Source organism: Neorhizobium tomejilense (assembly GCF_964254135.1).
GTDB classification, from domain to species: domain Bacteria; phylum Pseudomonadota; class Alphaproteobacteria; order Rhizobiales; family Rhizobiaceae; genus Neorhizobium; species Neorhizobium tomejilense.
This window is the reverse complement of record NZ_CAXUSO020000001.1, coordinates 3,804,345-3,822,303: the sequence shown is the minus strand read 5'-3', so window position 1 is coordinate 3,822,303 and position 17,959 is coordinate 3,804,345. Positions and strand designations below refer to the sequence as shown.

Below are 17,959 nucleotides of genomic sequence, written 5' to 3'. Positions count from 1 at the left end.
GATGAACGAGACCGTGAACCTCAAGACGCTCTACGCTTCCGACAAGCCGCTGACGCTGGCGATCATGGCCATGGGCGGCCAGGGCGGCGGCGTGCTGGCCGACTGGATCGTCGGCCTTGCCGAGGAGCAGGGCTGGATGGCGCAGTCGACCTCGGTGCCGGGCGTTGCCCAGCGGACCGGCGCGACGATCTATTACATTGAGATGCTGCCCGCCCGCGATGGCGTGTTGCCGATCTTCTCGCTGATGCCGACGCCGGGCGATGTGGATGTCGTGCTGGCCGCCGAGCTGATGGAAGCCGGCCGCTCGGTGTTGCGCGGTCTGGTGACGCCGGACAAGACCACGCTGATCGCCTCGACGCACCGTTCCTTCGCGGTCGGCGAAAAGGAAAAGCCGGGCAACGGCATCGGCGATCCGACCGTGGTGGTTGGTGCGACCGATTTCGCCGCCAGGCGCACTATCGCCTTCGACATGGACACGCTGGCGACGAAAAACGGTAGCGTGATTTCCGCCTCGATGTTCGGCGCGCTTGCGGCGGCCGACGTGCTGCCTTTCCCGAAGGAAGCCTTCGAGGCGATAATTCGCGGCGGCGGCAAGGGCATCGAGCCCAGCCTCAGGGCTTTCAATGCCGCCTATGAGCGGGCGAAAACCAAGCCGCGCGACGAAGTGGTCGCGATGGCGCCGAAACGTTTCGACGTCATGCCTGAAACCGCCGGCCATCCGGATCTCGACCGGCTGGTGCACCGCCTGCGCGCCGAATTTCCGGAAGTCGCCTGGCCGCTACTGTTTGCAGGCGTCAAGAAGCTCACGGATTTCCAGGATCCGGCCTATGCCGGCGAATATCTCGATCGGGTCGGCAAACTCTATGCCCTCGACCGTGCCAATGGCGGCGGGGATCGCGACTATGCTTTCACCGTCCAGTCGGCGAAATATGTCGCCGTCGCCATGGCTTATGACGATGTCATCCGCGTCGCGGACCTCAAGACCCGCGGCACCCGCTTCAATCGGGTCGCCAAGGAAGTCGGCGTCAAGCAGGACCAGATCCTCTACATGACCGAATACATGCATCCGCGCATGGAAGAGGTCGTCGGGACCATGCCGAAGCGGCTCGGTCTCTGGGTCGAAAACCGCCCAAAGGTCTTTGCCTGGCTCGACCGCCGCATCAACAAGGGCCGCCGGGTGCAGACCGGCACGCTGTTCTGGTTCCTGACGCTCTACACGCTGGCAGCCTTGCGCCGCACCCGTCGTGGTACGCTGCGTCACTCACGCGAAACCGAACATCGCGAAGCCTGGCTCGATGCGGCAACCTCGCTGCTTCCGCGGAACTATGATCTCGCGGTGGAAGTGATCAACAATCGCCGGCTGGTGAAGGGTTATTCCGATACCCATGCACGCGGGCTCTCGAAGTTCGACCGGGTGATGTCGGCGCTGACGAGCCTGAGAGATCGGGAAGACGGCGCGGCCTGGATGAAACGCCTGCGTCAGGCGGCCCTTCTGGACGAAAGCGGCATTGCTCTCGACGGTGCGTTGAAGACGGTCTCGACGCTTTAGGTTTTAAGCATAAAGACACATTATAGCCGCGATCCCGTTGCTTTTGCTGCGCATCTGACCAAACTCTAGATGCGTAATTTTTCCAGCACCGGCAGCCCCCATGGAATCCACGGTTCGTCAGCCAAGTCGCTTTCGAGACATCCTTGAGACGTACCGTCCTTACCTCATCGCCCTGGCGGCGCTGGCGGTTTTCGCGTTCACGACATTTGCCATCTACAACCTCACCAACGAGGTCAGCTACGACGACGTCATCGAGGCGCTTGCCAATACGCGCTGGACTTCGATCGGCCTTGCGGTTTTCTTCACGGCATTGAGTTTCGCAGCGCTGGTCGGATACGACATCAACGCGATCACCTATATCGGCCGGACGCTGCCTTTCGTGCCTGTGGCGATCACCGCCTTCAGCGCCTATGCGGTCGGCAACACGGCCGGTTTCGGAGCCCTCAGCGGCGGGGCGATCCGGTTCCGCGCCTATTCGCGCCTGGGGCTTTCGCCGGACGACATCGGCCGCGTCATCGCGTTCGTGACGCTCGCCTTCGGCATCGGGCTTCTGGCAGTCACCGCGCTCGCGTCGCTGGTCACGGCGCCGAGGATAGGAGCAATCCTCGATATCGACGGCATGTGGGTTCGCGCCGGCGCGATCGTGATCATCCTCGTGCTCATCGCTCTTTTGATCCTCGGGCGGGGCGGACGGACGGTATCCGTCGGACGCTTGAGCATCCGCCTGCCGGACAGCCGTACGTCCTCGCAGCAATTCCTGATCACGGCGCTTGATGTCGCCGCCTCCGCCTCGGTCCTCTACGTGCTTCTGCCGCAGACGGAAATTGGCTGGCCGTCCTTCCTGGCGATCTATGCGACCGCCGTTGGCCTCGGTGTCCTCAGTCATGTACCGGCCGGTCTCGGCGTCTTCGAGACGGTGATCGTCGCGGCGCTCGGCAATACGGTCAGCCTCGATGAAGTGCTCGGCAGCCTTGTCCTGTACCGCGTCATCTATCATGTCCTGCCGCTGCTCATCGCAACGCTGGTGGTAATCGGCGTCGAAATTCGCCAACTTGCCCATCACCCCATCGCATCGACGCTTCGAAAGCTTGAATTCCGCCTCGCGCCGCCGCTTCTGGCGACCTTCTCGATGATCGCCGGCGCAATGCTGATCTTCTCGAGCGTGACGCCGACGCCGGATTCCGACATCAATTTTCTTGGCAACTACCTGCCGCTGCCGGTGTTCGAAGGCGCGCATTTCCTTTCCAGCATCCTCGGCCTCCTGCTGTTCGTCGCGGCGCGCGGCATCGGCCAGCGGCTGGACGGGGCGTGGTGGACCGCCATGGTCTGCACCTCTCTGGCGCTGGTTTTCGCCTTCATGCGGGCGATCGCGCTTTTCGAGGCGACGTTCCTGATCATCCTGCTGATCAGCCTGCTCCTCAGTGCCAAGCAGTTCAAACGCCGGGCGTCGCTGTTCGGGCAGGTGCTGACGCCGAGCTGGATCGCCGCCATGTTCATCGTCGTGGCCGCGGCGATCACGGTGCTGCTCTTCGTCTATCGCGAAGTGGATTACAGCCGCGAACTCTGGTGGCAGTTCGAGTTTTCCGAGGAAGCACCGCGCGGATTGCGCGCGGTCCTTGGCCTTGCGATTTTTGCGGCGACAATCTCGGTGTTCAGCCTGTTGCGGCCGGCGGCCCGACGTTCGGCACTGTCCACGGCGGACGATCTCGAGCGGGCGATCCAGCTCGTCATGGCCCAGGATAATGCCGATGCCAACCTCGTCCGGATGGGCGACAAGCGGCTGATGTTCTCCGAGAGCGGCAATGCCTTCATCATGTACGGCATCCAGGGCCGCTCCTGGATTGCGCTTTTCGATCCGGTCGGGCCGCAGGAGGAGACAGCCGATCTCGTCTGGCGTTTCGTCGAGGAAGCCCGGGCTCGAGGCGGCCGCGCCGTGCTCTATCAGATTTCGCCCAGTCTCCTTTCGCACTGCGCCGACGCAGGCCTCAGGGCCTTCAAGCTCGGTGAATTGGCGATCGTCGATCTGTCCAGCTTCGACCTCAAGGGCGGCCGGCTGGCCGGGCTTCGTCAGGCCGTCAACAAAGGTGCGCGCGAGGGGCTGGAGTTTTCGGTCATCGAGCAGCCGGATGTGATGGCGCATATCGAAGACCTCCGGCGCGTTTCCGATGCCTGGCTCGAAGATCACAACACGCGCGAAAAGACCTTCTCGCTCGGCGCTTTCCGGGATGACTATGTCAGTGCCCAGCCGGTCGCGGTGCTCAAGAAGGAAGATCGTATCGTCGCCTTCGCGACGCTGTCGCTCACCGACACGAAATACGAAGGCACCGTCGATCTGATGCGCTTCATGCCGGACGCGCCGAAGGGCTCCATGGATTTCCTGTTCGTGAAGATTATGGAATATCTCCGCGATGCAGGTTATGGACATTTCAATCTCGGCATGGCGCCGCTTTCCGGCATGTCCACACGCGAGGCGGCACTCGCCTGGGACAGGATCGGCAGCGTTGTTTTCGAGCACGGTGAACGGTTCTACAATTTCAAAGGGTTGAAGGCTTTCAAGTCGAAGTTTCATCCCGCCTGGGAGCCCCGTTATCTGGCTGTGGCAGGGGGCGTCAGCCCCGCCATCGTGATGATGGACGCGACGCTCCTGATCGGCGGCGGCTTGAGGGGAGTGGTTGGTAAATGATGTATCTGCGTTTTCTTGCTGTCGTGTTTGCGGCGCTGCTGTCCGGTGCCCCGATGGCGGCTGCCCAGGATCAGCAGGATTACCATACGGGCCTTATTCCGCAGCCGCGCATCCTCGTGCCGAACAATGGCAGCGAGCTCGAAGGCATCGTCTTCCTGATTTCAGGCGGGCAGGGCTGGGGGGCTCGGGAGGACACGGAGGCGCAGAAGCTGCTCGCTGCCGGTGCCGCCGTGGTCGGCATCGATTTCCCCTCCTATATCAAGTCGCTGGCCGCCGATGACGGCGACTGCATCTATATGGTTTCCGATATCGAGGACGTCTCGCAGCAGGTGCAGCGACGGATCGGCAACACGCAATACCGCCACCCGATCGTCGCCGGCATCGGAGAGGGTGGCGCGCTGGCGCTGGCGATGATCTCCCAGAGCCCGAATGCGACGATCGAGGAGGCGATTGCGGTCGATCCGTTGGCCGGCGTCCCGCTTGCCAAGGAACTCTGCACGCCGGCTTCCAAGCAGAAGGTCGGCAATCGCACGGTCTATGGTTTCGACGATGGCGCTCTGCCGGCCGTCGTGACGATCATTTCCTCCCCGACCGCCGATACCGCCGGCAAGGCACATGGCCTTCGCCTGAAACAGGATCACCCCGAGGTCGAGCTCAGCAATTCCAGCGAGACTTCCGATGTGGCGCTCTCCCAGGCGCTTGCCGCTCGCATCGCTGCCGCGGGCCGGACCAACCAGCCGCTCGACCTGCCGCTGAACGTGCTCGAAGCCAAGCCGGCCATGAACACGATGGCGGTGATCTTTTCCGGCGATGGCGGGTGGCGAGACCTCGACAGCGAAGTGGGGGGCTATCTGCAATCCCAGGGGATCCCGACGATAGGGCTGGATTCGCTGCGGTATTTCTGGTCCGAGCGCAGCCCCCAAGCGACGGCGGATGACCTGGCCAAGATCATCGAACATTATCGCCGGCAATGGGGCGTTCAGAACGTGTTGCTGGTCGGTTATTCGTTCGGCGCCGATGTACTGCCCGCCACCTACAACCTCCTGCCGGCCGAGGACCGGGCTCGCGTCAAGCAGATCACGCTGCTCGGCCTGTCGCATGAAGTGGACTACGAGATTTCCGTGACCGGCTGGCTTGGCGTCTCAGGCGACGGCAAGGGCGGCGATCCGATGACCGATATCGTCAAGATTGATCCGAAGTTCATCCAGTGCGTCTACGGCACCGATGAGGACGACGATCCCTGCCCGACGCTGAAGGACAAGGGCGTCGAAGTCGTGCCGATCGAGGGCGGACATCATTTCGACGAGAACTACCAGGCGCTGGGCAAGCGCATCCGCGACAGCCTTCAGACACGACTGACGAAATAGACCGATCAGATCTCGTGCTTGCGGATGTTGAGGAGGATCTTGTGAAGCGTGCCCGTGAACGCCCGGTATTCCTCCTCGTCGATGCCGTCGAACATCCGCAGCAGTGAATCGTACATGGTCGGCCAGAAGCGCCCAAAGGCGGCGCGGCCTTCCTCGGTGATCGTCACATCGCGGATGCGCATGTCCTCGGCCCGCGGCGTGCGGCGGATGTAACCCTGGTCTTCGAGGGAATCGAGCGTACGGCTCATGGTCGACTGTTCGATGACGGCGAACACGGAGAGCTCGTTGATGGTGAGCGAAGCGGAGACGCTGAGGACGGCGAGCGTGCGCATCTTGGCGGTCGACAGGTCGTATTCGCGCAGTTCCTCCGCCATGTTGGAGTTCCAGCGGGAGATGATGCGGTTCATCAGGTAGGGTGCGAAATGGTTGAGGCCGATCTCGCCCATGGTCGGCCGATTTTCCTGATCGCCCTCCTGATGCCAGCGCAGCACCACGCCTGAAAACCGTTCTGCCATGAAATCCATGTCTCCTAGACCACGTCGTTTCAACGCAACGACGATGCGAGCAGAAAGCCGGAGCCCCCGGCAAGCCCCGGTCCCGGATGGGTCGAGGCGCCGATATGATAAAGGCCCGGCACGTGGGTGCGGTGGTTAACAGACGACTTGAAGGGCCGCCAGAGGAAAAACTGGTCGAGCCCGCAGAAGCCGCCATAGGGATCGCCACCAACGAGGTTCATGTTCATCGCCTCCAGATCGGCCGGCGAGTAGGCGCGGCGGGCGAGCTTGATCTCGGCAAAATTCTCGATGTGGCGGGAAAGCAGAGCCTCGACGCGGTCGGCATAAAGTTCGCGCAGCCCATCGGTCCAGCGGCCGTCGGCAGGTGCGGCGATCTCACCGGCCGCATCGCCCTTGATAAAGCGCGGCGCTTCGGGAAGCTGCAGCCAGAGTATCGACTTGCCGTCCGGCACGCGCGAAGGATCGAAGCTGGCGGGCTGGCCGACGCAGACGGTTGGCTCGGCGGGCAGCAGCCCGCGTTCGCATTCGTTGGTGGCGCGCGAGACGCCGTCGAGACCGGATGTCAGGTGCAGCAGCGCCACCTTGCCGAGTTCCGGATCGCCCTTCCAGCGCGGCGGTGCGGAGAGGGCGTAGTGGATCTGCATGTTGCCCTTACCGTAGCGATAGCGGGCGACGCCTTCCCGGATTTCAGCCGGTGCGGGCTGCGGCCAGTCCTTGAGCAGCCGGTCATAGATCTGGTTCGGTGTCGTGGAGCAGACCACGCCGGCTTTAGCGTCGATCGTCTCGCCGCTTGCAAGCCTCACCCCGGCGACCCTGTTGCCTGGGCCGGCAACAATGCGTTCGACGTCCGCACCGGTACGGATCGCGCCGCCCTGATCCGCGATCAGTCGCTCGAAGGCCGTGACGAGGTTGGCAGCGCCGCCCTTGACGATCGGGCAGCCGGCGAGCTCGATTGCAAAACCGATGACTTTCAGCATTTCGGCCGAATAGGCGCTTTCCGGCGCCAGGCCGCAATGCAGGACCCAGGGTGCCCAGAGGGCGTGCGCGGCCTCGGATTTGTAGGTGGTTTCCAGGTAGCCGCGCGCTGGTGTCAGCGCATCGCCGAACCAGGCGGCGAGTTGGCGCAGGCCTTTGCCCCACCCCTGCCTGGCGACCGTCTTCAATGTGGTGCCGGACCACAGCGCGCCGCCGAGCAGCGAAAACAGGAAGGCGGCATCGGCGCCGAGCGCATTCATTTCCTTGTCGAACGTCTTGCCGTCGCCGGCCGCGAGTGCCTCGAAGGTGGCGATATTGCGCTGGCGATCTTTTGAGAAGACGACGGAAGAACCGTTCGGCCGCAGCACCCCGGTCGGCAGGTCGGCATGGGCGAATTCCAGGCCTCGGGCTTCGAGGTCCTTGCCGAGCGCGGCATAGGCGGGAGACGTGAGGAACAGCACCATGGTGGTGGCCATCACGTCGTGGATGAAGCCGGGCTCGGTGATCTCTTCCGTGCGCAGGCAGCCGCCTATGCGGTCGCTGCGCTCCAGGACGAGGACCTTCTTGCCCTTCTTGCCGAGCATGGCGGCGGCGACCAGCGCGTTGATGCCGCTGCCGACGATGATATAGTCGAAATCCGCCATGCCACCGGTCTTCCTGCTGGATACAGAAAGGGCCGGAACCTCCCGGTCCGGCCCTTTGATCGGATCAGGCGATCAGAGCCAGCGCCCGGACCGGCGAGCCGGTGCCCTTGACGAGCTTCAGCGGTGCGGCGATCAGCACGGCGCCCTTCGGCGGCAGCTGGTCGAGGTTCGATAGCGATGCGAGGCCGTATTTGCCGGCGCCGTGCATGAGGTTATGGGCGGGGAAAGGCGGGTTCATGCCGCCGGCCGAACCGGCATCGGTGCCGATGGTTTCCTGGCCCCAGCCGATAATGTCCTTCGAAATCAGGTATTGGATCGCTTCGGCGGTCGGGCCGGGAGAGTGCGGGCCGTTCTCGTCGGCATTCAGGAAGGTGTCGGTCGAGCCGTTGCGCTTGTACCAGTCGGAGCGCATCAGCACCCAGCTGCCGGCCTCGATCGCGCCGTGCTCGGCTTCCCATTCCTTGATGCTGTCGACGGTCAGCAGATAATCCGGGTTTTCTGCCGCTTCCCTGGAGCGGTCGATGACATTGACCGGCGCCACGAAATTCTGCGGCGGGATGGTGTCGGTGGTGTTGTTCGGTTTGTCCTTGCCGGTGATCCAATGACAGGGCGCATCGAAATGGGTGCCGGTGTGCTCGCCGAGCTCCAGCCAGTTCCAGGCCCAGAACGGCCCGTCCTCGTTATATTCGGAGATCGTGTGGACGGCGACCTTCGGCGTGTTCTTGCCGAACTGCGGCGGCAGGTAAAGAACGGGGGTGTCCGGCCCGAGCGGCGCCGTCAGGTCCACGACCTTGACCGAGCCGGAGAGAAGAGCGGAAGCGAGACTGGTGAGCGTGCTGGAAGACATGGTGCCGGGTTCCCCTTGAATGACCGGTTTCGTTAAGCCGGGCAGCAGCCGGTTTTCCTCTCCGGATGCCGCTAACCGATGAGGGAGCCTATTGCAGAAAATATGAGGATACAAGCAATTGGGTGGGGCTGCGTCGAGCAAATTTCCGTGGCGCATCCCCGATCAAAAAGCGCGAGTTTCCATAGGAAGAAGCTTGTTTCTGACTCCTTTGCGGGCAAGTTCGAGCGGCAATTCGCCTGCCGGAAAATTGCCCGTCCATGCTCCTCTCGTGAGAAAGTATATGCATATGGATGAATAATGGGAGCGAGTGAGGGCGCCTTTTGACCCGGCGGTGATCGGGAGGCGGTGATAAAAGGCTTGCGAGCGGCATCCGTCAGCCGGGCGATCGCAGCCTGCGAACCTTTGACATTTCAAATATCTGCTTCTAGACGGTGGGTCGGTTACAGAGGCAACATTCGCAATGGCAGAAGCGGAAGCGATCGACGTCGATCTGGAGGTCATCGTCCAGGGCGCCCACGGGCGGTCGAAGCCCGAGCTGCGTCTGTGGCTGCGGATGCTGTCGACGACCAAGTTGATCAGCCAGGAAATCCGCCGTCGGCTGCGTGCCGAATTCGGCGCGACCCTGCCGCAGTTCGACCTGATGGCGCAGCTTTATCGGGAGAAGGACGGGCTTCGCCTCGGCGAGCTTTCCAAGCGCACCATGGTCACCAACGGCAATATCACGGGGCTCGTCGAGAGGCTCGAAGCCGATGGTTACGTCCAGCGGGTGACGCCGCAGGGCGACCGGCGCGTGACGGTCGCAAAACTCACCGAGGCGGGTGCGACATTGTTTGCGGCGATGGCCGCGGCGCATGAAGGCTGGCTGCAGGATATGATGGCCGATATCGACCCGCATGCTGTTGCCGCGCTCTGGTCGGAGATCGGCACGGTCAAGGCTTCCGCCAACAACCACCTCTCCGGCGCCGCCTTCGAATAGGCCTCGCCGCCAGCGTCAGCGCTTCTTTTCCTTGTTGAACCTCTGTTCGAGAAGATTGACCAGCCGCACCATCGGCCAGAGGAAGGCGATGTAGATCAGCGCAGCCCCGATCAGCGGTGTCGGGTTTGCATAGAGCGCCTGCGCGTCCGTCGCCTCCTTGAGAAGTTCCGGCAGCGCGACTGTGGAGGCGAGCGACGTATCCTTGAACATCGAGACGCAGTTGTTGGTCATCGGCGGAATGACGATGCGGATCGCCTGCGGCAGCACGACCTTGCGCAGCGTGACGAAGAAGGGCAGGCCAAGGGCCGCCGCTGCCTCGAACTGGCCGCGAGGGATGCCCTCGATGCCGGAGCGAAAGATTTCAGCCGAATAGGCGGCCATGACGATCGAGAAGGCAAGGCCGGCGGACGTCCAGGAGGACAGGCGGATGCCGACGAACGGCAGCGCGTAGTAGATGAGGATCAACACCACCAGCATCGGCGCTGCGCGAAAGATGTCGATGTAGAAAACCGTCAGATAACGCACCGGCTTCGGCCCGTAGAGGCGCAGGAGCGCGATCACCAGGCCGATCGGAATACCGATGCCGATGCCCGCCACGCCGAGCAGGAAGGTGTTGATCAGTCCGCGCAGCAGCGCCGGAAACGCGTCGCCGAGAACCTCGAGGTTGAAGAATGTATCGAGGAGGGTCATTTCCTGGTGCCTCTAAGCTCACGAAAAAGCCGGCCGTCGCCGGCCGGCATGATTGGGTGCGATATCGGTAGCCGGCTCAGGGCTTCGGCAGCGGCTGTTCGACGGCGGAGGCGGAACCGGCGGCCGGATCTGAGCCGAACCACTTCTTGTGGATCGCGGCCAGCGTGCCGTCCTTCTTCATCGCGGTTATCGCGTCGTTTGCCTTTGCGAGCAACGGATGGTCCTTGGTCATCATCAGGCCGTATTGTTCGCCGGTCTTGATGCGCACCTTGACGGCAAGGTCCTTCATCTTGAGGAAGGCGTATTCCATGCCCGGGACGTCGCTGACGGCCACGTCGGCACGGCCCGAGGAGAGATCCATCAGCAGATCCTGCTGGGCATTGTAGCTCTTGATGTCGGTGATACCGTATTTTTCCTTGTTGTCCTTGGCCCACTTGTCGCCGGTGGAGCCGGCCAGGACCCCGACCACCTTGCCCTTCAAGTCTTCGACCTTGGACACGGTCGCTTCCTTGCGGGTGGCGATGCCCATGTCGGCGTCATAATAGGCCTGCGTGAAGGACTGGCTGCCGAGACGCTCCTTGGTGATGGTGATCGAGGAGATCGCCACATCGATACGCTTGGAGGAGGTGGCGGCGAACAGAGCCTGGAAGCCGAGGTCGGAAATCTCGACCGTCATGCCGAGGCGCTTGGCGACTTCGTTGACGATGTCGACTTCGAAACCCTCGAAAGTACCCGTCGCCGTCTTGTATTCGAAGGGCGGGTTGCTCGGATAGGAGCCAACGGCAAGCGCTGCGGCGGAGGCCAGACCGGCACTTGCGACGGACAGGGCAGCAGCACCCGCGAGGCCTAAAACGGCGCGGCGGAAAAGGCTCATGGTCATGATTGCGTTCCCTCTGTTTTGGTGACCGGCGGGCTTTTTTCCTGCCGGATCGGATGCGAAATTGTTCTTGATGGCCGGCAGGTGGAGCGACGAGACGCGAGCCCTCTCCCAAGAGCTGTCCGGCGTCGTCCCTATCCTCTTCAACGCGCGTGAGAGCGGATCGTGATCGAAATTCCAGCAAGATTCAAGCGGAAAGATTGAAGCTTAAATCATGTCTGGAGGCTCATTTTTGTCAGGCAAACAGGCTTGAAAATAGTTTAGGTCTAAACTTGTTTTTCGCTGCCGGCGGTCCGATAGTGGACCACCAACGGGGAACAGAGGCCGCCCGCAATCGTTGCGGTCCCATAGAAAGCCAGGAAGCCACGCCATGCGTTTTGCCTATTTCGCCTTTTTCGAGAATGTCGATGGAAGTCAGCTCGCCGTGAGCAAGGCGGACGCCGAGACCGTTGCTGAAATCATCAAGCTGACGCCGGGGCTGACCACCGCCAATCTCTACACGCCTGAAGTCACCAAGGACATGTACAACAAGGACGAGCAGTCTCCCATCTTCGGCATGCAACTCTATTTCAACGAGCTGAGCGAGCTCGAGGATGCCATGGCGCCGGCCGGCCACCTGCACCAGCTTGCGGCATCCGGCGTGCTGTCGAGCATTCGCGGCGCCAGGGGCACGCAGCAGGCCATGTATGCGCGGCATTTTCCGGTCGACGACGCCAAGCTCGATACAGAAAAGAACGGCAATCCCTGTTCCTACGTGGTGCACTATACCGGTCCGGCCGAGGACCTGAACGTCTGGATGCACCATTATGTCAGCCATCACCCACAGGTGATGCGCACCTTCCCGGGGATCCGCAAGATCGAGGTCCTGTCGCGGGTCGACTGGTGCGGTTTCCTTCCCTGGGAGCGGGTCAACCACATGCAGCGCAACCGGGTGATGTTCGACAGCCCGGCAGCACTGCAGGCGGCGCTGCAATCGCCGGCGCGCATCGCCATGCGCGAGGACTTCAAGACCTTCCCGCCCTTCGAAGGCGGCAATTCCCACTTCCCGATGGAAACGCAGATCATCGTCCCGTAGAAAGGCTCGCCGGCTGAAGGCGAAGTCATTCGACCTGATAGCCGGCTTCCGCCAGCACCGGCGACCATTCCGCATTGACGTCGTCCGGGGGCACGGCGGCGAGCAGGCTGCGGGTATAGGCGTGTTTCGGGTCGGCAAACACCGTTTCCGTTCGGCCGCTTTCCACCACCTCGCCGCGATACATGACCATCACCCGGTCGCAGAGATAACGGACGACCGAAAGGTCGTGGCTGATGAACAGCATCGAGAAGCCGTGTTCGTCGCGCAGTTTCAGCAGAAGGTCGAGAAGCTGTGCCTGAACCGAGACGTCGAGGCCGGAGACGATCTCGTCGGCGACGAGGATGCGCGGCAGGGTGCAAAGCGCGCGGGCGATGTTGACGCGCTGCTTCTGTCCCCCCGAAAGCTGGGAGGGGAAGCGCATCGCGGCATCCGGGGGCAGGCCGATTTCCTTGAGAAGCTCGGCGGCGCGGTCCATGCGCTCGCGGGTGCTGTTGTGCAATCCGCTCGCCTCGTTCGCCTGGGTGACGATGCTGCCGATCCGCCGGCGCGGGTTGAGCGCCGATTGCGGATCCTGGAAGACCATCTGGATATAATCGCGGCGATAGGCCCTGTCGGCATTGCCGTTGGCGGTGACGTCTCGGCCGGCGAGCATGATCTTGCCGTCGGTCGGCGTATCGAGGCCGACCACGAGGCGGGCGAGCGAACTCTTGCCGCTGCCGCTTTCGCCGACGATGCCGACGAACTCACCCTCGCCGAGCGAAAAATCGACGCTGTTGACCGCCTTGAAGCTGCTGCGCTTGGCGAACGGGCTCCAGGCTGTGGTGTAGGCCTTGGTGAGCTTCTCGCCGTTGAGATGGATCCTGGCCGATGCGATCTCGCGGCCGGGCGCCAGCGGCGGCGGAACGATGTCCGGCGTCTTTTCGGTGCGGATGCAGGCAGCGATATGGTTCGGGCCGATATCGGCCAGCGGCGGTTCGATCTCCGTGCAGGCCTCGATCGCGTTCGGACAGCGCGAGGCAAAACGGCAGCCCTTCAACTCCTTCAGCACCCGCAGGCCCGGCATCCGCTCGGGAAGGATGAAGAGGCCGCGGCGCGGGCCGGTAATGGTCGGATTGGCGAGCTGCAGGCAACGCGTATAGGGATGGGCCGGAGCCGAGAACAGCTGTTTTGCCGGGCCGCGCTCCGCGGGCCGACCGGCATAGAGCACCATGATCTCATCGCTGATCTGCGAAGCGAGGCGCAGGTCGTGGGTGATGAAGATCACCGCCGTGCCGTCGCGCTTCTGCATTTCGGCGATCAGCTTGACGATGCGGGCCTGGATCGTCACGTCGAGCGCGGTGGTCGGTTCGTCGGCGATCAAGAGACGCGGGCGGCTGGCAAAGGCCATGGCGATCAGGATGCGCTGGCACATGCCGCCGGAAAGCTGGTGTGGGTATTTTTCGAGCAGCGCCGCGCCATGTGGCAGATGTACGGATTCGAACTCCTTCAGAGCCCGTTCGCGCCAGTTTTCACCGGGGGCAAGGCCGATCCGCAGAAGGTGTTCCTTGATCTGCTGGCCGACCGTCAGCACCGGGTTGAGGCCGGAAAGCGGCTCCTGCGGGATGAAGGCGATGTCGCGGCCGAGCAGGTTGCGGCGACGTTCCGGCAACATGCTCACCAAGTCCTCGCCATCGAAGGCGAGCGTGCCCTTGGTGACCGCAAAACCCTTCGGCAGATATTGCGAAATGGTGCGGCCGATCATCGACTTGCCGGCACCGGATTCGCCGACCAGGCCGAGGATCTTGCCGGGCTCCAGCGAGAAGTTGAGATCGGTGAGGACGGGGAAGTTTTCCTTGGCTCCTACCGATTCAACGCAGAGATTTTGCGCGGAAAGAATGGGATTTTTGGGCGAGGGAATGGCCATGTCAGGTGCGCTCCGTCTGGGTCAGGCGCGTGTCGAGGGTGCGGCGCAGGCCGTCGCCCAGGATATTGAAACCGAAGACCGCGAAGAAGATCGCGAAGATCGGCGCGATCAGGTTGAACGGCGCCTCGTAGATGTTCTGGCGCGCATCGGCGATCATCTGGCCCCAGGCCGCCGTCTCCGAGCCGACGCTCATGCCGACGAAGGAGAGGATCGCTTCGACGATGATGGCGACGCCCATTTCGAGGCTCATCAGTGTGATGAGCAGCGGCAGGGTACCGGGCAGGATTTCGCGGGTGATGGTGCGCCAGTGCGAGAAGCCGATGAGCTGTGCGGCGGAGACGTAATCTCGCCGGCGCAGGACGATGACCTCGCTTCGCAGCACCCGACAGAAGCGGGTCCAGTCGACCAGGATGATGGCGAGCACGACGTTGCGCAGTCCGGTGCCGAGGCCGACCATCAGGATCAGGGATAGAATGACCGGCGGGAAGGAGAGCCAGATTTCGACGATGCGGCCGATCACCCAATCGACCCAGCCGCCGAAATAACCGGCGACATGGGCGAAGAAGGCGCCGATGATCATCGCGCCGATCGAGGCTGTAAACGCCACGGTGAGCGCCACGCGGGCGCCAAAAATCAGCCGGGACAAGACGCAGCGGCCGAGGCTGTCGGTGCCGAGCGGAAACATCGCATCGCCGCCATCGGCCCAGACGGGCGGCGTCAGGATCGACAGCAGGTTCTGCTCGTTCGGATCGTTGGGCGCCAGGTAGGGCGCAAAGATCGCACAGACGGCCAGAATGAAGATGATGACGAGGCCCGTCTGGACGCGGCCGGATTTCAGCCAGAGCGGAAGCGGTCGCCCCTTCGCATATCGTAGCATGTCAACGCACCCTCAGTTTAGGGTTGAGGATCAGGTAGAGGCTGTCGACCACGATGCTGATCACCAGAACGGCGACGCAATAGGTGAGCCCTGCGCCCTGGATGATCGGCAGGTCGGCGTTGCGGATCGCATCGACCATCAGGTTGCCCATGCCCGGATAGGAATAGATGATTTCGACCAGCAGGGTGCCGCCGAACAGGAAGCCGAACTGCACGCCCATCAGGCTCAGCGTCGGCAGGATGGCGTTCTTCAGGCCGTGGCGGATCAGGATGCGCTTTTCGGAAAGCCCGCGCAGGCGCGCCTGCTGGATGTAGTCGTCCTGATAGGCATCGAGCAGGCTCGAGCGCAGCACGCGCATGAGCGACGGAGACAGCGCGATGCCGAGTGCAAGGCACGGCAGGATCATGTGTTGGAGCGCATTGAGGAAGGTCGGGATATTGCCGGTGATCAGGCTATCGAGCAGCAGGAAACCGGTGACGAGCGGGCGCTCGAAACCGGGGCTGAGGCGGCCGGTGAAGGGCAGGACCTCGAAAAAGACGCCGAATATCAGGAGCAGGAACAGGCTCCAGAGGAATTCCGGAAGCGAGAGCAGCAGGATGGAAACGAAATCCATCACCGCTTCGGCGCGAGTGCCGCGCACGTAGAACAGGAAGAGGCCGCCGGCGAGGCCGAAGACGGTTGCGACCATCATGGCGATGACGGCGAGCTCGATGGTGGCGGGCAATGTAGAACCTATCAGGCTTGTCACATCCTGGCGGAAATGGATGGAGCGGCCGATATCGCCGTGGAAGAGCTTGTTCAGCCAGATGCCATATTGCTGATAGAGCGGCAGGTTGAGCCCCATCTCCGTGCGCATGGCCTCGACTTCCTGGACCGTCGCGTTGGGCGGAAGGGACATGGCGGCCGGATCGACCGGCAGGATGCGCAGGATGCAGAAGAGAAGCGCGGAAACAAGCAGCAGGATCGGTATCGCGGTGAGGACACGCTTTACCAAGAGCTTGGCAATGGTCGCAAACATGCGCATGCCCCGTATGACGATGTGAAAGAATGGGTCCGGGCATACCCGGACCCCAGGATGGCGAGGTCAGCCGGTATCAGGACCAGGACATGGTGCTGCCCAGAACCCAGGCATTACCGTACTTGACGTAGTTCAGGCTCTTCTTGCGCACCAGCGTCTGGACGCTCTGCAGGATCGGGATGTTGGCCCCGGTCTCGACAGCTTCCTGCGCGACGGCCTTATAACCGGCAATGCGCTTCTCATAGACCGGCTCGACAAAGAGTTTCAGGATCTTGTCGCCGATCTCCGGACCTTTCCAGGCGCCGAACGGCATTTTCGGGTTCATCAGATAACCGGAGAAGATCTCCGGGTCGCCGGTGGCGTTGTCGAAGCTGTAGAGGGTCGCTTCCGGCAACTGGCCGCCGCGATTCAGTTCGAAATATTTGGAATACTCGATCTGCTGCAGCTCGACCTTCAGGCCGACCTTCTGCCACATCTGCACCAGCGCCCGGGCGATATCGAAATCGCTCGGGAACTGGCCGTTGGTGGCGGCAAGCGTGAAAGTGGCCGGCTTGTCGGCGGTGTAACCCGCATCGGCCAAAAGCTTCTTCGAAAGTTCCGGATCGTAGGCGAACTTATAGTCGGGCAGGTAGCCCGGCGTGCCGGGCGTCGCCGGCACGGAGAGCGGCACGGCCGCGCCGCCGTAAAAGGCTTTGGAGAGCGCCGCCTTGTCGATCGCGTGATGGGCTGCAAGGCGGACGGCCATGTCCGTAAATCCCTTGTCGTTGCGCATCTGGAGGAGGATCAGACGGGTGAAGGGGTTGATCTCGGCGGTCAGGCCCTCGGTCTTGCCGAGGCGCTCGGCTTCACGGACCGGAATGTTGACCGTCAGGTCCACCTGGCCGGACTGGATGGCTGCGGTACGCGCCGACGGATCCTTGATGATGTCGATGGTGATGCGCTTGATCTTCGGCTTGGTGCCGAAATAGGCGTCGTTGCGCTCCAGCACGATGCGGGAATTCATCTGGTAGTCGACGAGCTTGTAGGGGCCGGTGCCGACCGGCTTCTTGGCGAATTCTTCCGGGCCTACGGATTCGATATATTTCTTCGGCACCAGATAGCTGCCCAGAAAAGCCAGCCACTGCGGCGCGGTCGGAGTCGGGGCGGAGAACTTCATGACGCCGGATGTCGGCGACAGGATTTCGATGTCGGTCAGCGTGCGCCAGGAATTGGCGATGTCGAGCTTGAGGCCGGACTTGATACGGTCGACGAAGGTATATTTGAAGTCCTCCATCGTCATCGGATCGCCATTGTGGAACTTCACGTCGCTGCGGATCTCGAACGGCATCGAAAGACCGTCCGGCTTCAGGTCCCACTTGGTGATGAGGTTGCCGATGAGCTTCAGGTCCGGCGACTGATCGAGCGGCTGGTCGAAGACCATCTTGAAGAGCGGCTGCGCATCCGGGACGAAACGCAGGTTCGGGTCCCAGGACGGCACGTCGGACGGCCAGCCGATGGTGACGCTGTCGGTATCTGCAGCGAAGGCGATTGTGGCCTGCGAGAGCACGGAGCCGCTGACCGCGGCAAGGCCGAGCATCTGCAGGAGATTTCTGCGGTCGATTTCAAAAGTCATGACGATCCCTCTGGTTTGCCCGTCGATCGCGACCGACGGACCTGCGGCGGTTGGTGAAACGCAAGCCTGCAATCCTGCCAGGGGCTTCGGTTTTTTCTTCTGACCCGCTTTTCGCGGTTGTCCCCTTAACAATTGAAGGGATCGTAGAACGAGGTATAAATTACTTCAAGCCTAAAATTTCCGATCGTCAGAAATTGAGAATCCTGTCGACTTCTGCGTGTAGAAGGCCGGAAATGCCGGGTTTTTCTCAGCCTGCAGGTTGAGAACGTGATGAGCGACGATTGCCAAAGCGGCAGGCGAAGGCCGAGGACACAAAAATCCATTGACGTTCTTTCCGATTATTTTATGCTT

14 protein-coding genes are annotated in these 17,959 nt (G+C 62.3%); 5 read left to right on the top strand and 9 right to left on the bottom strand.

Annotation, left to right across the window (positions count from 1 at the left end):
* Window position 1 precedes the first annotated feature (1 nt).
* The 3 genes from ACSQ3G_RS18920 to ACSQ3G_RS18910 all read left to right on the top strand — a co-directional run bounded on the left by ACSQ3G_RS18920 (window position 2) and on the right by ACSQ3G_RS18910 (window position 5,599).
* A complete protein-coding gene (locus ACSQ3G_RS18920; protein ID WP_436111111.1) occupies window positions 2-1,549 on the top strand; it encodes an indolepyruvate oxidoreductase subunit beta family protein in 1,548 nt (515 codons plus the stop codon).
* A gap of 100 nt (window positions 1,550-1,649) precedes the next feature.
* Complete coding sequence (gene mprF / locus ACSQ3G_RS18915; RefSeq protein ID WP_436111110.1) at window positions 1,650-4,232, top strand: bifunctional lysylphosphatidylglycerol flippase/synthetase MprF; 2,583 nt, start codon at window positions 1,650-1,652, stop codon at window positions 4,230-4,232.
* Window positions 4,229-5,599 (top strand): virulence factor family protein, encoded by a 1,371-nt coding sequence (locus ACSQ3G_RS18910; RefSeq protein WP_436111109.1) that lies wholly within the window; start codon window positions 4,229-4,231, stop codon window positions 5,597-5,599. The genes mprF and ACSQ3G_RS18910 overlap by 4 nt, the downstream gene beginning before the upstream one ends.
* A gap of 5 nt (window positions 5,600-5,604) precedes the next feature.
* On the opposite strand, the gene ACSQ3G_RS18905 is transcribed toward ACSQ3G_RS18910, so the two are convergent.
* From ACSQ3G_RS18905 to ACSQ3G_RS18895, 3 genes are all read right to left on the bottom strand, one after another.
* Window positions 5,605-6,114, bottom strand: a complete 510-nt coding sequence (locus ACSQ3G_RS18905; protein WP_038549831.1) for a MarR family winged helix-turn-helix transcriptional regulator — start codon at window positions 6,112-6,114, stop codon at window positions 5,605-5,607.
* Window positions 6,115-6,143: 29 nt separating this feature from the next.
* Window positions 6,144-7,733, bottom strand: a complete 1,590-nt coding sequence (locus tag ACSQ3G_RS18900) for a phytoene desaturase family protein (protein WP_436111108.1) — start codon at window positions 7,731-7,733, stop codon at window positions 6,144-6,146.
* A 64-nt stretch (window positions 7,734-7,797) separates the two neighbouring features.
* Window positions 7,798-8,580 carry a cyclase family protein gene (locus tag ACSQ3G_RS18895; RefSeq protein ID WP_105425737.1) on the bottom strand — a complete coding sequence of 261 codons (783 nt, stop codon included), beginning with the start codon at window positions 8,578-8,580 and terminating at the stop codon, window positions 7,798-7,800.
* A 460-nt stretch (window positions 8,581-9,040) separates the two neighbouring features.
* Between ACSQ3G_RS18895 and ACSQ3G_RS18890 the strand changes: the two genes are divergently transcribed.
* Window positions 9,041-9,556, top strand: a complete 516-nt coding sequence (locus ACSQ3G_RS18890) for a MarR family winged helix-turn-helix transcriptional regulator (RefSeq protein ID WP_436111107.1) — start codon at window positions 9,041-9,043, stop codon at window positions 9,554-9,556.
* 15 nt (window positions 9,557-9,571) lie between these two features.
* Here ACSQ3G_RS18890 and ACSQ3G_RS18885 read toward each other — a convergent pair whose 3' ends face one another.
* On the bottom strand, window positions 9,572-10,246 hold the full coding sequence (locus ACSQ3G_RS18885; RefSeq protein ID WP_105425739.1) for an amino acid ABC transporter permease: 675 nt from the start codon (window positions 10,244-10,246) through the stop codon (window positions 9,572-9,574).
* Between the two features lie 76 nt (window positions 10,247-10,322).
* A complete protein-coding gene (locus tag ACSQ3G_RS18880) occupies window positions 10,323-11,120 on the bottom strand; it encodes an ABC transporter substrate-binding protein (protein ID WP_105423175.1) in 798 nt (265 codons plus the stop codon).
* A 373-nt stretch (window positions 11,121-11,493) separates the two neighbouring features.
* Between ACSQ3G_RS18880 and ACSQ3G_RS18875 the strand changes: the two genes are divergently transcribed.
* A complete protein-coding gene (locus ACSQ3G_RS18875; protein ID WP_436111106.1) occupies window positions 11,494-12,198 on the top strand; it encodes a hypothetical protein in 705 nt (234 codons plus the stop codon).
* A 25-nt stretch (window positions 12,199-12,223) separates the two neighbouring features.
* Here ACSQ3G_RS18875 and ACSQ3G_RS18870 read toward each other — a convergent pair whose 3' ends face one another.
* The 4 genes from ACSQ3G_RS18870 to ACSQ3G_RS18855 form a co-directional block, all read right to left on the bottom strand.
* Entirely contained in the window at window positions 12,224-14,101 is a 1,878-nt protein-coding gene (locus ACSQ3G_RS18870) for a dipeptide ABC transporter ATP-binding protein (protein ID WP_436111105.1), read from the bottom strand.
* Between the two features lies 1 nt (window position 14,102).
* A complete protein-coding gene (locus ACSQ3G_RS18865) occupies window positions 14,103-14,978 on the bottom strand; it encodes an ABC transporter permease (RefSeq protein WP_105403771.1) in 876 nt (291 codons plus the stop codon).
* A 1-nt stretch (window position 14,979) separates the two neighbouring features.
* Window positions 14,980-15,996 carry an ABC transporter permease gene (locus tag ACSQ3G_RS18860; protein ID WP_046605374.1) on the bottom strand — a complete coding sequence of 339 codons (1,017 nt, stop codon included), beginning with the start codon at window positions 15,994-15,996 and terminating at the stop codon, window positions 14,980-14,982.
* Window positions 15,997-16,072: 76 nt separating this feature from the next.
* Window positions 16,073-17,608, bottom strand: coding sequence for an ABC transporter substrate-binding protein (locus tag ACSQ3G_RS18855; RefSeq protein ID WP_436111104.1), 1,536 nt, complete (start codon window positions 17,606-17,608; stop codon window positions 16,073-16,075).
* Window positions 17,609-17,959 lie beyond the last annotated feature (351 nt).

What these genes read in the sequence shown, in the direction of transcription:
- ACSQ3G_RS18895 (WP_105425737.1), bottom strand. Translation starts at nt 8,580, where the DNA reads ATGTCTTCCAGCACGCTCACCAGTCTCGCTTCCGCTCTTCTCTCCGGC.
- ACSQ3G_RS18890 (WP_436111107.1), top strand. Translation starts at nt 9,041, where the DNA reads ATGGCAGAAGCGGAAGCGATCGACGTCGATCTGGAGGTCATCGTCCAG.
- ACSQ3G_RS18920 (WP_436111111.1), top strand. Translation starts at nt 2, where the DNA reads ATGAACGAGACCGTGAACCTCAAGACGCTCTACGCTTCCGACAAGCCG.
- ACSQ3G_RS18900 (WP_436111108.1), bottom strand. Translation starts at nt 7,733, where the DNA reads ATGGCGGATTTCGACTATATCATCGTCGGCAGCGGCATCAACGCGCTG.
- ACSQ3G_RS18905 (WP_038549831.1), bottom strand. Translation starts at nt 6,114, where the DNA reads ATGGCAGAACGGTTTTCAGGCGTGGTGCTGCGCTGGCATCAGGAGGGC.
- ACSQ3G_RS18865 (WP_105403771.1), bottom strand. Translation starts at nt 14,978, where the DNA reads ATGCTACGATATGCGAAGGGGCGACCGCTTCCGCTCTGGCTGAAATCC.
- mprF (WP_436111110.1), top strand. Translation starts at nt 1,650, where the DNA reads ATGGAATCCACGGTTCGTCAGCCAAGTCGCTTTCGAGACATCCTTGAG.
- ACSQ3G_RS18855 (WP_436111104.1), bottom strand. Translation starts at nt 17,608, where the DNA reads ATGACTTTTGAAATCGACCGCAGAAATCTCCTGCAGATGCTCGGCCTT.
- ACSQ3G_RS18860 (WP_046605374.1), bottom strand. Translation starts at nt 15,996, where the DNA reads ATGTTTGCGACCATTGCCAAGCTCTTGGTAAAGCGTGTCCTCACCGCG.
- ACSQ3G_RS18875 (WP_436111106.1), top strand. Translation starts at nt 11,494, where the DNA reads ATGCGTTTTGCCTATTTCGCCTTTTTCGAGAATGTCGATGGAAGTCAG.
- ACSQ3G_RS18910 (WP_436111109.1), top strand. Translation starts at nt 4,229, where the DNA reads ATGATGTATCTGCGTTTTCTTGCTGTCGTGTTTGCGGCGCTGCTGTCC.
- ACSQ3G_RS18885 (WP_105425739.1), bottom strand. Translation starts at nt 10,246, where the DNA reads ATGACCCTCCTCGATACATTCTTCAACCTCGAGGTTCTCGGCGACGCG.
- ACSQ3G_RS18880 (WP_105423175.1), bottom strand. Translation starts at nt 11,120, where the DNA reads ATGAGCCTTTTCCGCCGCGCCGTTTTAGGCCTCGCGGGTGCTGCTGCC.
- ACSQ3G_RS18870 (WP_436111105.1), bottom strand. Translation starts at nt 14,101, where the DNA reads ATGGCCATTCCCTCGCCCAAAAATCCCATTCTTTCCGCGCAAAATCTC.